This is a genomic window from Streptomyces sp. NPDC058697, assembly GCF_042715345.1.
Classification (GTDB): Bacteria; Actinomycetota; Actinomycetes; order Streptomycetales; family Streptomycetaceae; genus Streptomyces; species Streptomyces liliifuscus.
Genome location: NZ_JBHXSU010000010.1, coordinates 119,983 through 132,511, shown reverse-complemented (window position 1 = coordinate 132,511; position 12,529 = coordinate 119,983). Strand labels below are relative to the sequence as shown.

Sequence of the window (12,529 nt, the reverse complement as noted above, 5' to 3'; positions counted from 1 at the left end):
GTGTTCACACCCCGCCGGTCATGTCGATGACGACCTTCCCGGTGGTGCGGCGTTCCGCGACATCGGTCAGGGCGGATGCCACGTCGGCAAGGGGGTGGACACGCGAGACGAGCGGGCGCATTCCGTCACTGACCATCCGTGCCAGCGCCCGGTCGCCGGCCTTCACCGCGTCCGGGGCGTACTGGCGCAGCATGCGGATCTCGAAGCCTCTGACCACCGCGTCCTTGAGCAGCACGAGGTTGAGTGGGATCCGCGGAATCCTCCCATCGGCGTAACCGACCGTGACGAACCGGCCGCCCCGCCGCAGCGCGCGCAGGGCGGCTTCCGAGTGGTCGCCGCCCACCGGGTCGATCACGAGGTGGGCGCCGTCGCCGCCTGTCAGTTCGCGGATCCGCGCCTTCAGGTCCTCGTGGACGTAGTCGACGGTGGCCTGGGCGCCGAGCTTGCGAGCGACCGCGAGCCGTTCCTGGCTCGACGCGGCCGCGACCACGCGCATCCCGAGCCGGGTCGCGACGTCGACGGTCGCGGAGCCGACCCCACCCGCGGCACCGAGCACCGCCGCCCACTCCCCCGCCGCGCCCTGCCCAACGGTGACCAGGGCGTGGTAGGCGGTCGCGTAGGTCACGTGGAACGCGGCGGCATGCACCATGTCGAGCCCGCTCGGAATCGGGCGCAGCCCGGCCACCGGCACCACGACCTGTTCGGCGAAGGCACCCGTCAGCACAGCCCCGGCCACAGCCGTGCCCACCGGAGGGCCGGACACCCCGGGGCCCAGCGCGGCCACGAAGCCGGCGAACTCGCTGCCGGGTGTGAACGGGAGCGGCGCGGGCACCTGGTAGCGGTTCGCCACCAGCAGTACATCCGGGAAGTTGACCGCGGCGGCCTGCACGCGGACCAGTACCTCGCCCGGGCCGGGTTCGAGGTCGCCGAGTTCCACAACCGCGAGACCGCCGGGTGGCCCGTACTGACTACAGCGCGCGGCTCTCACTTCATCCTCCCCACAGCCGGCAGCACCGGGTCACGAGGCAGGCCCAGTACCTGCTCGGCAATGGTGTTCCGTTGGATCTCGGCGGTGCCGGCCCCGATCGACGAGGCCCTGGTGCGCAGGAAGCCCCATACCCAGCGTCCACGCTGGACGGCGTGCGGATCACGTCGGCCGAGGATCCCGTACGCCCCCAGCATCTCCAGAGCGAACTCGTGCAGTTCCTGCTCGAATGTCACGATGAACAGCCGCGAGGTCGATGAGGCCGGACCGGGCTCCCCCTTCGCCATGATGTCGGCGATGGTCCGCATCCCGGTGAGCCTCATGATCTGCACCCGTATCTCGAAGTCGGCGAGTCGGTCGCGCACCAGTGGGTCTGCCGTCGCGCCGCGCTCGTGCGCCAGCTCGATCAACTCGTCGAGCACGCGTCGGTACAGCGCTGCCTGGTTCATCGCGCCGGCCGCCCGTTCGTGGCCGAGGCTCGTCCGCACCAGCGGCCAGCCGCCGTTCTCCGCGCCGATCCTGTTGGCCACCGGCACCCGTACGTCGTCGAGGAAGATCTCGCAGAAGTGTGCGTCGCCGGTGAGATCCCGCAGGGGGCGCACAGTCACTCCGGGGGCGTGCGCGTCGATCAGCAGGTAGCTGATTCCCTCATGTCGTGAGTCTGGGGTTCCCGTGCGGACGAGGGTGAAGAGGATGTCGGCGATGTCGGCCGAACTGTTCCACACCTTCTGTCCGTTGACGGCGTAGTGGGCGCCTGGGTCGTCGGGTCCGCCGCCCTCCCGGCGCGCCGTGGTCCGCAGCGCGGGCAGGTCCGAGCCGGCCTCCGGCTCGGAATAGCCCTGCGCCCATACGGAGTCGCCGCGCAGCATCGGGCGCAGGAAGCGTTGCTTCTGTTCCGGCGTGCCGTACTTGATCAGGGTCGGCGCCGCGATGCCGAGCCCGGTGCCGAGCGGTCCGGGTACCTTGGCTCTCGCGTACTCCTCCTGGTAGATCACCTGGCGGGCGAAGCCCAGGTCCATTCCGCCGTGCTCGCGCGGCCAGCTCGGGCCGGCGTACCCGGCGTCGAACAGGGTGGCCAGCCAGGCCTTCTGCCACAGCAGCCGCTCGGCGGGGTCCTTCGGGCGACGGCCCGGTTGATGGTCCGTCAGGAAGGCACGCAGGGTGGCCCGGAATTCCTCGTCCGACTCGACCTGGTCGTCCTGGTCGTCGCGGGGGTCCCGCAGCACCGAAGTCATGTGACGGTTCCCCCTGTTCAGCGCGGAGCCATGCGGATGGCCCCGTCGAGGCGGACGGTCTGGCCGTTGAGGTATGGGTTCTCCAGCATTTCGACCGCGAGGCGGGCGTAGTCGTCCGGGTCACCGAGTCGCTTGGGGTGCGGAACGGAGGCGGCGAGTCCGTCGCGGATGTCCTCGCGCAGCCGGCCGAGCATGGGGGTGTCCATCACGCCCGGGGCGATGGTGTTCACGCGGATCTGCCAGCTTGCCAGATCGCGGGCGGCGACCAGCGTGATGCCGTGCACCCCGGCCTTGGCCGCGGTGTAGGAGGTCTGGCCGATCTGGCCGTCGAACGCGGCGACCGACGCGGTCAGCACCACGGCACCGCGGTCGCCGTCGACGACCTCGTTGCCGGAGAGCCGGGCGGCAGCCAGGCGCAGCACGTTGTAGGTACCGATCAGGTTGACCCGTACGACCTCCGCGAACGTGTCGAGTTCGCCGGGGCTGCGGTCGCGGTCGATGATCCGGGTGCGGTCGCCGCCGCGTCCCGCGCAGTGCACGACGAAGCGCAGCGGCCCGAGTTCCGCCGCGGTGTCGAGGGCGGCCGTGACCGCGGTCTCGTCGGTGACGTCGGCGTGGACGAAGCGGGCGGCGTGGCCGAGATCGGCGACCGCCTTGACGCCCTGTTCCTCGGAGATGTCGGCCAGGACGACCCGGCCGCCGCGCTCGACGATCCGGTGAGCGGTGGCCAGTCCCAGTCCGGAGGCGCCACCGGTGACCAGTGCCGATGAACCGTCGATGTTCATACCCCACTCCTCACGGGACGGAATCACAGTCCCAGGGATTTGCTGATGATGGTCTTCATGACCTCGCTGGTGCCGCCGTAGATGCGGGTCACCCGGGCGTCCGCGTACAACCGGGCGATCGGCGATTCGAGGATGTAGCCGTAGCCGCCGTGCAGTTGGAGGCATCGGTCGATCACGCGGCCCTGTGTCTCGGTACAGAACAGCTTGGTCCTGGCCGCGTCGGCCGGACTCAGTTCGCCCCCGACATGCGCTGTGACAGCCGCGTCCAGCAAGGCTTGCGCGGCTGTCAACTCTGTGTCCATGGCGGCCAGTTCGAACTTGGTGTTCTGGAAGTGGGAGACGGGTTTGCCGAACACCGTCCGGTCGCGGACGTAGGTGACGGTCAGGTCGATCGCGGCGCGGGCCTGGGCAACCGCGCCGACCGCGATGGCCAGCCGTTCCTGGGCGAGGTTGCGGCCGAGATGGGAGAAGGCGGCACCTTCCTCGCCGAGGAGGTTGGCGACGGGAACGCGGACGTCCGCGAAGGACAGTTCCACGGTGTCCTGAACGGCAAGACCGATCTTCTCCAGCTTGCGTCCGACGGTGAACCCGGGCATGCCCTTCTCCGCCACGAGCAAGGACAGTCCGGCACGCCGGTCGCCCGGGTCGGTGGCAGTGCGGGCCACGACGATCACCAGGTCGGCGTGGTGGCCACCGGTGATGAAGGTCTTGGCTCCGTCGAGCGCGAAGTGGTCACCGTCGCGGACCGCACGTGTCGTGACACCCGCGAGATCCGATCCCGTACCCGGTTCGCTCATCGCGATCGCGGTGTACAACTCACCAGAGGCCAGCCCCGGGAACCAGCGGGCCCGCTGGTCGGGGTCCGCGAGGCCCGTGAAGTACGGGACGACGATGTCGAGATGTGTGCGCAGGCCGCCCAGTGTCACCCCGGCCCGGGCGCACTCCTCCTGGATGACGACGTTGAAGCGGTAGTCGTCCCGACCGCCTCCGCCGTACTCCTCGGGGATGGCCGTGCCGATGATGCCGAGCTTGCCCATCGAGGTGAACAGGTCGCGGGGAACGAGTGCGGCGCGCCGCCAGTCCTCGTACACCGGGAGCACTTCGCGGGCGAGGTAGTCACGAACCAGGAGGCGGAAGTCCTCGTGGTCCTGCTCGAACAGGGTCCGGCGCATCGGATCTCCTCCAGCTCGACGCTATTCAGTATACGTAATTACTCTCCCTCGGCACAGAGTAAGGCCACGAGCAGCCGATTTAACCCAAGCTGCGCAGGAATCAGTATCACTAAATCAGTGCCACCAGGGCATGAGCGCATCCAGGTGACGGCCCATCCGATGACGGGCGACCCCTGCGTCGCCCTGCACGATGGCGTCGAGGATGCGCTGGTGGACGTGTCGGACCTCGCCGGCCGCCGTGTCACCCGGCAGGGGGCGGTCGTGGCCGGACGCGTGCCGGCGGAACAGTTCGGTGATGATGGCGAGGAAGAGCGACAGCACGGGGTTGTCGGCCAGGGCCGCCAGTTCGGTGTGGAACAGGTCTGCCTTGCGGGGGTCGTCCGCCGGACCCTCGGTGGCCCATCGGACCGCCTTGGCGAGGCGCTCTGCGACCTCGGTGTCGCCCTCGGCATGTCGGGCGGTCACTCTGGCGACGATGCCGAGTTCGATGGCGTTGCGGACGATCCGCAGGTCGTCGGCCGTGACTCCCTGGTATTCGAGGAAGAGCGCCATCGTCTCGATGCTGGCCTGTGGCTCCGGCGCGGTGACGACCAGTCCACCGCCGGGACCTCGGCGCATCCGGGCGACAGCGTGGTACTCGAGAAGCCGGACGGCCTCCCGCAGGACGGCCCTGCTGATGCCGTAGCGGGCCAGTAGATCCGTCTCCGAACCGAGCACCATGCCGATCTGCCAGCCCCGCGCGGCGATGTCGTCGTGGATCCGGGCGGCCACCACCTCGGCGAGCTTGGCCCGCGGCCCCTCGGCCAGTTCGGGTTCGACCACGTTCCCCGCGATCCGCTGCCCGCGGCGCACCCGGTGCTTGTCGATCCAAGCAGCCACCGACTCCAGATGCGCGGTGAGCTCGGACTGCGCCCGTGCGCCGTCGTCGGCGATCACGGCGTCGACGACGGCGCGGTGCTCACGGTGCGAGGTCTCCTTCGCCGCATGCATCTCCGCCTTGGAGATACGGCGGGAGGTGTGTGCGTACCGGGCGGTGAGGCGGGTGAGAACGTCGATGAACAGGTGCAGCACCGGGTTTCCCGACAACTGGCCGAGCACCGGGTGCAGCGGGTCCTGCGCGTGGACGGACGGGTCGTCCCAGTGGGCGAGTTCCGCCTCGAGTACGGCACGGAGGGTGGCGATCCCCTCCTCCGTGACCCGGTCCGCGGCAAGCCCCGCGGCGATCGGTTCGAGGAGTTGGCGAGCCTGGAGCAGATCCGCGACGCGTGTGCCGACGTACTCCAGGTAGATGACCATGGCCCGGGTCGCCGGTCCCGCGTCGGGGGCGCAGACGATCAGGCCGCCGTTCGGGCCGCGCCGCATCCTGGCGACCTGGTGGTGCTCGACGAGCCGCACCGCCTCGCGCAGCACCGCACGGCTCACCCCCAGGCGCTCCCGCAGGTCCACCTCGGAGCCCAGCGACTCACCGACGGGCCAGCCCTGTCGGATCACGGTCGCCTCGATGCGCTGCGCGGTCTGTGCGGCCAGCTTGCCGACCGGGATGCCGGTCTCGCCGTCGGCAGGTTCACGGTCGACGGCAGTCGCCATGGGCCAACTCCTCTGAGGAGATATTGCGGATCCCCAGTCTATTCACCGCAGGGGCGGGGGACGTGCAGGTCGGGCGCCTGCCTCCGAGATCGGGTCACTGTTTCCCGGTGCTGAGCTCTGGCGATAGGCGTCACGACCTGGTTAGAGTACCCTCATTTCGAGATCGCGTGCACGAGGACCGAGGAGTCGGCAGCGATGCGACTGGAGCCCACGCCCGAGCTCGAAGCGTTCCGGAGGAAGGTGCGGGCCTTCGTCGCGGAACACTCGCCCGGCGCCAAGGCGCACTCCGGAGTGCGCGCACCCGAACCGGCACTGATGCCGGCGATCAGGGAGTGGACCGCGAAGTTGTACGAAGCGGGCCTGCTCGGGATCGACTGGCCGGCCCAGTACGGCGGACGACCCGACGCCCACCCCCTCGAACCCTCCGTCGTCGCCGAGGAGATCGCCCGCGCCCGAACCTGGCCGCCGGTCGGCGCGGCTTCATTGGCCTCGGGCGCCCTGCTCGACTTCGGCACCGACGAACAGCGGGCACGCTTCCTGCCGCGCATCCGCAACTGCACGGACGTGTGGTGCCAGCTGTTCAGCGAGCCGGAGGCGGGCAGCGATCTGGCGTCGCTGCGCACGCGGGCGCGCCGCGAGGGCGACGACGGCAGCGACGACGAGGTGTTCGTCGTCGACGGCCAGAAGGTGTGGACGACCAACGGCCGGCATGCCGACATGGGTTACCTGCTCGCGCGCACCGACCCCGACGCCCCGAAGCACAAGGGCATCACGGCCTTCGTGCTGGACATGCGCAGCCCCGGGATCGACGTCCGGCCCTTGCGTGAGATCACCGGGACGACAGACTTCAGCGAAGTCTTCCTCGACAAGGTTCGGATCCCGGCCGCGAACGTCATCGGCCGGGTGAACGACGGCTGGCGCGTGGCGATGAGCAGCCTTGGCCGTGAGCGTTCCGGTGTGGGCGCGCGTGGCGTCGAGCTGTTCGCCGCACTGGAGGACCTGCTGCGACTCGCGGAGGCAACTCCGGTGGACCGTCGGCCCGCGCTGGACGACTCCGCCGCCCGGCAGGCGATCGGCGAGCTGGCCGCGCGGGTGCAGGTGAACGCCGCAATGACCGGCCTCGCGCAATCACGGATGCTGCACGGCACGGAGCAGCCTGCCGACGCCCTCCTGGGCAAGATCTTCTTCAGCGAACTCAACCACGACCTGGCCGACTTCGGCCTCCGCCTGCAGGGCACGGACGGCCTGCTCACCGAGGACGACCCGATGGCGGTGGCCGATGGCTGGTGGCAGGACGCCCACCTGTACTCACGCGCGTACACGATCGCAGGCGGAGCGAACGAGGTCCTGCGTACCCAGGTCGCCGAACGGGGACTGGGGATGCCACGGGAACCTCGTTGGCCTTCACCGACGCCGAAGGATTGATTGTACCGATCGGTCGACATAACATTCCTTCGCCGAGCGAGGAAGCCGACGAGAGGACGAGAACCATGACCGAGATCGTGGCCGGAACGGACGGCGACAAGGCGTTGCCGGAGTTCCCGTCTCCCAGGTCGGGCCAGTGCCCGTTCGCGCCTCCGCCGGGTCTGCTCGAACTGCACGACACGGGTAAGGCACTGGTACGTGCCAGGACCTGGGACGGCACCACGCCGTGGGTCGTCACGTCCCACGCCACCCAGCGTCAGTTGCTGACAGACCCACGGCTCAGCGCCGACATCGGTGCGCCCGGATATCCGCACACGACCGAGGCCATGAAGGCGCACGCGACGCAGATGCAGCCGTCGATCAACAACACCGACGGCGCCGAACACATTCGGTGGCGCCGGATGCTGACGAACTCGTTCACCCGTCACCGTATGGAGAAACTCCGCCCGGAGATCCAGCAGATCACCGATGACCTCATCGACAGGATGCTGGCCGGTCCCAACCCGACCGACCTGAACGAGGCCCTGTCCCTGCCTCTCCCGTCGCTGATGATCTGCGCGCTCCTCGGAGTGCCGTACGAGGACCACGCGTTCTTCCAGGAGCACGCCGGAGTCACCAACGCACGGTTCAAGACCGCCGAGGAGGCGGCCCGTTCGACGGCGGATCTGCGCCGCTACATCTCCGGACTCATCGAGGCCAAGATGGACGACCCCGGTGAGGACGTCCTCTCCGACCTCGGTGCGCGCATCAAGGAGGGCGTGCTCTCCATGGAGGAGGCCGCCCCATTGGGGCACATCCTGCTGGTCGCCGGGCACGACACCAGCGCCAACATGATCACGCTGGGCACCGCTCTGCTGCTGCAGCACCCCGACCAGCTCGCAGGCCTGCGCGAGCACGCCGCCGATCCGAAGTACGTGACGGGTGCCGTCGAGGAACTGCTGCGGTACCTCACCATCCCGCATCTACTGGCGCGACGGGCGGTGGTGGAGGACATCGAGATCGAGGGCGAGACCATCCGAGCGGGCGAGGGTGTCATCGCCTCGCTGCCGGCGGCCAACTGGGACCCACAGGCGTTTCCCGAGCCCGGGACACTCGATCTCACCCGCACCGCAGCGCATCACCACGCGTTCGGCTGGGGCCCGCACCAGTGCGTGGGACAGCAGCTGGCCCGCATCGAACTGCACGTCGTGTTCAGCACGCTGTTCCGCCGGGTGCCGACCTTGCGACTCGCCGTCGACGTCTCGGAGCTGAAGTTCAAGGAGGACTCGCAGGCCTACGGCATCTACGACCTGCCTGTCGCCTGGTAGCCGGCGGTCTTCAGCAGCATCGCCCCCGACGGCACGCCCCCGCCCGCCGTGACCACCGCCAGCCGGGCGCCCTCGACCTGGCGTCCGTGCGCCTCGCCGCGCAGTTGCAGCATGGCCTCGCGTACGAACCCGTAGCCGTGCAGCCTGCCCGCCGAGAGCTGGCCGCCGTGCGGATTCAGTGGAAGGTCGCCGTCGTGGGCGATGGTCTTGCCGCCGGCGATGAAGTCGGTCGCCTCGCCCGGTCCGCAGAAGCCGAGGCCTTCGATCCACGACAGGGCGTTGAAGGAGAACCCGTCGTAGAGCAGGGCGACGTCGACGTCGGAGGGGGTGAGATCGGTGCGCGTCCACATGTGTGCGGAGGGGCCGCGCGACTGCGGCAGGTGGGTCAGGGTGTCCTGGTCCCAGCTGAGCCGTTCGAGGACGGCGGTGCCGACTGCCTCGACGAGGACGGGCGGACGCGGTCGGTCGTACGCCGTCTCGATCGCGGAGACCACGACGGCCACCGCCCCGTCGCACGGCACGTCGCAGTCGTAGAGCCCGAACGGGGTGGAGATCATCCGCGCGCGGAAGTAGTCGTCGAGTGTCATCGGGTCGCGGTGCAGGGCTTCCGGGTTGCGGGCCGCGCCCGCCCGCGCGGTGACGGCGATCGCGCCAAGGGCCTCGCGGCCGACGCCGTAGCGGTGCATGTAGTGCGAGGCGTTGCAGCCGATCCACTGCGCGGCCGACATGGCTCCGAAGGGGGCCCGGAACTCGAACAGACCGGTGGCGCGGCCCGAGCCGGCCTGCCACCGGCCGGTGCGGACCAGCGCGCCATGCGAGGACTCCCACACCGTGCGAAAGCACAGGACGTGCCGGCACAGGCCCGCGGCGACGGCGAGCATGCCTGCGGTGATCGAGCCGATCTGACCCGGCACTTCGCGCGCGCCGTTGACCCAGGTGGGGCGCAGTTGCAGGGCCTCGGTCAGGGCGGTGACGCCGCCTTCGCTCATGCCGTCGGGGCTCGGCCCGGGGTAGGTGGAGAGACCGTCGATCTCGTCGAGGTCGAGTCCGGCGTCCGCGACCGCGGCCAGGCAGGCGTCGACGGTCAGTGAGAGCGGGTCGACCATCAGCCGTCGTCCCACGCGCGACTGGCCGACGCCGGTCAGCGCGACCCTGTCCTCGTACTTGCGGGACGAGGCCATGGGCCGCAGGGCTGTGCGCACTTCACGTGGCTCGGGCAGCGGGCCGGGGCCTTCGGTGGCCTCGGTCTCCGGGTCCGGTTCGAACAGCGGGATGTACACGTCGTCGGTGCCGTCTTCGAGGTGCTCGAAGCGGACACGGACCCGCATGCCGACGCGCACCCGGTCCGGTTCGCATCCGACGATGTTGGTGGTCAGCCGGGCCCGGTCGTCCTCGGCGAGGGCGACCACGGCGACGACGTACGGCGGCGGGAACTTCGGGAGCCAGGCCTGGTGGTTGACGCTGAATCCGACCACCACCGCCTTCCCCGAGACGGGATCCGGTGCCACCGCGCGACTGCGGCAGAACGGGCACACCGGCAGCGGCGGGTGGAAGTGTCCCCGGCAGTCGGCGCAGCGGGAGATCCTGAGCACACCGTCGGCCCCGGAGCGCCAGAACTCGGCGCTGGCGAGGGTGGGTTGGGGCAGGGGGCGGACCGGACCGGCCTCCTCGGCGGAGGTCACCGCAGCAGCTCCACGATCGTGGCGTTCGCCGTGCCGCCGCCCTCGCACATCGTCTGCAGGCCGTAGCGCAGACCCTGCTGCCGCATCCGGGCCAGCAGCCGCGTCATCAGGATGGCGCCGGAGCCGCCCAGCGGGTGGCCGACGGCGATCGCCCCGCCCAGCGGGTTGAGCCGCTCGGGGTCGGCGCCGGTCTCGGCCAGCCAGGCCAACGGGACAGGTGCGAACGCCTCGTTGACCTCGTAGGCGCCGATGTCGTCGATGGACAGCCCGGCTCGACGCAGCACCTTCTCGGTCGCGGGGATCGGGCCCAGCAGCATCGTGATCGGGTCCGCGCCGCTCACCGCTCCGGTGTGGTAGCGGGCGATCGGGGTGAGGCCGAGTTCGCGGGCGCGCGCCGGGGTGGTGATGAGCAGTGCTGCCGCTCCGTCGGATATCTGGGAGGCGTTCCCGGCGTGGATCACGCCGTCGTCCTTGAACGACGGCTTGAGGCCTGCCAGTCCGTCGGGCGTCGTTCCGCGCCGCAGCCCCTCGTCCACGGTGAACTTGGTGCCGTCGACCTCGATCGGCACGATGTGGTCGTCGAAGACGCCCGCGTCGATCGCCGCGGCGGCCTTCGCATGCGACTCGGAGGCGAACTCGTCGAGCCTTCGGCGGCTCAGCCCCCAGCGTTCGGCGATCAGTTCGGCGCCGGTGCCCTGGCTGAACTCGAATCCGTCGTAGCGGGCGAGGACGGCGGGTCCGTACGGCTGTCCCGTTGTCCGGTGCGAGCCGAGCGGCACCCTGCTCATGGTCTCCACACCGCCGGCCACCACCAGGTCGTACTGCCCCGCCATGACGGCGTGCGCTGCTTGGTCGACCGCCTGCTGGCTGGATCCGCAGGCCCGGTTGACCGTGACGGCGGGGACATGTTCGGGCCAGCCGGCGGCGAGGACCGCGAAGCGCCCCACGTTGCTGGACTGGTCGCCGATCTGGGTCACGCAGCCCCAGACCACGTCGTCCACGGTGCCGGGGTCCACGCCGGTGCGCTCGACGAGGGCGTCCAGTACCCGGGCCGACAGGTCCGCCGCGTGCACCGACGCAAGTGAGCCGTTGCGCTTGCCGATCGGGGTTCGTACGGCGTCGACGATGACGGCGTCCGGCATGAAGAGATCCTTTCGCTCAGGCGGGGCGGACGGGAAGGACGGGGCTGTCGCTGGACTGCAGGGCGGCGCCGCTGTCGAGCAGTCCGTCGATGCCGTCGACCTGCCAGTCCTGGAACACGGCACGGGTGTCCGCGCCGACCGTGGGTGCGGTGCCACGTGGGGTCGCCGGGGTCGCCGAGAACCGCGGTGCCGCGGCCGGCTGGACGACGCCGCCCGGCGCGGTCAGGGTGCCGCGCGCGGCGAGGTGTGGGTGGGCGGCAGCTTCGGTGAGGCTCAGGACGGGGGCGACACAGGCGTCGGTCCCCTCGAACAGTGCCGCCCACTCGTCCCGGGTCCGTTCCGCGAACCGCTTCTCCAGCAGTTGCCGCAGCCGCGGCCAGCCCGACCGGTCGTGCTGCCGGTCCGGGTCCACGCCCAGATCGAGCAGCTCGACCAGGCGGCGGTAGAACTTGGACTCCAGCGCGCCGACGGCCATATGACGGCCGTCCTTGGTTTCGTACACGGCGTAGAAGGGCCACCCTCCGTCGAACCGGTTGATCCCCCGCTCGTCGGTCCACTCGCCGCGCCCGAGTTTGCCGAAGGTGCTGGCGAGGAGGTGGGTCGTGCCGTCGACGATGGCCGCGTCGACGACCTGGCCGCACCCGGTGTTCGCGGCGGCGTGCAGCGCGGCCAGCACACCGATGACGAGATAGCAGCCGCCGCCCCCGAAGTCGCCGACGAGATTGAGCGGAATCCGCGGCGGGCCGTCCGCCTCGCCGATGGCGCCCAGAGCCCCTGTCAGCGCGATGTAGGTGATGTCGTGGCCGGCCGCCGCAGCCAGTGGTCCTTCCTGGCCCCAGCCGGTCATCCGGCCGTAGACCAGGCGCGGGTTGCGGGCCAGGCACTCGTGCGGTCCGACGCCCAGCCGTTCGGTGACGCCGGGACGGAAACCCTCGATCAACACGTCTGCGCGCTCGACGAGCCGGAGGAGGGCGGCGGATCCGGCCGAACGTTTCAGGTCGAGTGCGACCGATCGTTTGCCTCGGTTGAGCACGTCCGCAGGTCCGCCTGCGTCCGGTTCGGCCGCCCGCTCGGGCCGGTCCACCCGGACGACCTCCGCACCGAGGTCGGCCAGGAGCATCCCGGCGAACGGCCCGGGTCCTATGCCGCCGAGCTCCACCACCCGGCAGCCGACGAGAGGTCCCGTCGTCATTGGTCGTCCTCCTCGCG

The 12,529-nt window shown here is 70.3% G+C and carries 10 protein-coding genes; 2 read left to right on the top strand and 8 right to left on the bottom strand.

Features of this window, described 5'->3' with window-relative positions; genetic code table 11:
• Window positions 1–4: 4 nt before the first annotated feature.
• From ACFWXQ_RS24225 to ACFWXQ_RS24205, 5 genes are all read right to left on the bottom strand, one after another.
• Window positions 5–937, bottom strand: a complete 933-nt coding sequence (locus ACFWXQ_RS24225; RefSeq protein ID WP_386269096.1) for an NADPH:quinone oxidoreductase family protein — start codon at window positions 935–937, stop codon at window positions 5–7.
• A 47-nt stretch (window positions 938–984) separates the two neighbouring features.
• Entirely contained in the window at window positions 985–2,220 is a 1,236-nt protein-coding gene (locus ACFWXQ_RS24220; protein WP_383956301.1) for an acyl-CoA dehydrogenase family protein, read from the bottom strand.
• A 17-nt stretch (window positions 2,221–2,237) separates the two neighbouring features.
• Window positions 2,238–3,005 carry an SDR family NAD(P)-dependent oxidoreductase gene (locus ACFWXQ_RS24215; RefSeq protein WP_383956298.1) on the bottom strand — a complete coding sequence of 256 codons (768 nt, stop codon included), beginning with the start codon at window positions 3,003–3,005 and terminating at the stop codon, window positions 2,238–2,240.
• A 23-nt stretch (window positions 3,006–3,028) separates the two neighbouring features.
• On the bottom strand, window positions 3,029–4,177 hold the full coding sequence (locus ACFWXQ_RS24210; RefSeq protein ID WP_383956295.1) for an acyl-CoA dehydrogenase family protein: 1,149 nt from the start codon (window positions 4,175–4,177) through the stop codon (window positions 3,029–3,031).
• Between the two features lie 114 nt (window positions 4,178–4,291).
• Window positions 4,292–5,764 (bottom strand): FadR/GntR family transcriptional regulator, encoded by a 1,473-nt coding sequence (locus tag ACFWXQ_RS24205; protein ID WP_383956292.1) that lies wholly within the window; start codon window positions 5,762–5,764, stop codon window positions 4,292–4,294.
• A 195-nt stretch (window positions 5,765–5,959) separates the two neighbouring features.
• Between ACFWXQ_RS24205 and ACFWXQ_RS24200 the strand changes: the two genes are divergently transcribed.
• Both ACFWXQ_RS24200 and ACFWXQ_RS24195 read left to right on the top strand, forming a co-directional pair.
• On the top strand, window positions 5,960–7,189 hold the full coding sequence (locus ACFWXQ_RS24200) for an acyl-CoA dehydrogenase family protein (protein ID WP_386269092.1): 1,230 nt from the start codon (window positions 5,960–5,962) through the stop codon (window positions 7,187–7,189).
• A 65-nt stretch (window positions 7,190–7,254) separates the two neighbouring features.
• A complete protein-coding gene (locus ACFWXQ_RS24195) occupies window positions 7,255–8,496 on the top strand; it encodes a cytochrome P450 (RefSeq protein WP_383956589.1) in 1,242 nt (413 codons plus the stop codon).
• Here the strand turns inward: ACFWXQ_RS24195 and ACFWXQ_RS24190 are convergent.
• Genes ACFWXQ_RS24190 through ACFWXQ_RS24180 form a run of 3 tightly spaced genes read right to left on the bottom strand, consistent with a single transcriptional unit; the run spans window position 8,472 to window position 12,512 of the window.
• The gene (locus ACFWXQ_RS24190) at window positions 8,472–10,178 is read right to left on the bottom strand and encodes an OB-fold domain-containing protein (RefSeq protein WP_383956592.1); all 1,707 of its coding nucleotides are present in this window, start codon (window positions 10,176–10,178) and stop codon (window positions 8,472–8,474) included. The two genes, ACFWXQ_RS24195 and ACFWXQ_RS24190, sit on opposite strands and share 25 nt — an antisense overlap.
• On the bottom strand, window positions 10,175–11,320 hold the full coding sequence (locus tag ACFWXQ_RS24185; protein WP_386269089.1) for a thiolase family protein: 1,146 nt from the start codon (window positions 11,318–11,320) through the stop codon (window positions 10,175–10,177). Before ACFWXQ_RS24185 ends, ACFWXQ_RS24190 begins: the two co-directional genes overlap by 4 nt.
• A gap of 16 nt (window positions 11,321–11,336) precedes the next feature.
• Window positions 11,337–12,512: a CaiB/BaiF CoA transferase family protein gene (locus tag ACFWXQ_RS24180; RefSeq protein ID WP_383954686.1), complete on the bottom strand. Its 1,176-nt coding sequence runs from the start codon at window positions 12,510–12,512 to the stop codon at window positions 11,337–11,339.
• Window positions 12,513–12,529 lie beyond the last annotated feature (17 nt).

Coding starts and splice junctions, on each gene's coding strand:
- ACFWXQ_RS24220 (WP_383956301.1), bottom strand. CDS start 2,220: ATGACTTCGGTGCTGCGGGACCCCCGCGACGACCAGGACGACCAGGTC.
- ACFWXQ_RS24215 (WP_383956298.1), bottom strand. CDS start 3,005: ATGAACATCGACGGTTCATCGGCACTGGTCACCGGTGGCGCCTCCGGA.
- ACFWXQ_RS24210 (WP_383956295.1), bottom strand. CDS start 4,177: ATGCGCCGGACCCTGTTCGAGCAGGACCACGAGGACTTCCGCCTCCTG.
- ACFWXQ_RS24205 (WP_383956292.1), bottom strand. CDS start 5,764: ATGGCGACTGCCGTCGACCGTGAACCTGCCGACGGCGAGACCGGCATC.
- ACFWXQ_RS24200 (WP_386269092.1), top strand. CDS start 5,960: ATGCGACTGGAGCCCACGCCCGAGCTCGAAGCGTTCCGGAGGAAGGTG.
- ACFWXQ_RS24195 (WP_383956589.1), top strand. CDS start 7,255: ATGACCGAGATCGTGGCCGGAACGGACGGCGACAAGGCGTTGCCGGAG.
- ACFWXQ_RS24185 (WP_386269089.1), bottom strand. CDS start 11,320: ATGCCGGACGCCGTCATCGTCGACGCCGTACGAACCCCGATCGGCAAG.
- ACFWXQ_RS24180 (WP_383954686.1), bottom strand. CDS start 12,512: ATGACGACGGGACCTCTCGTCGGCTGCCGGGTGGTGGAGCTCGGCGGC.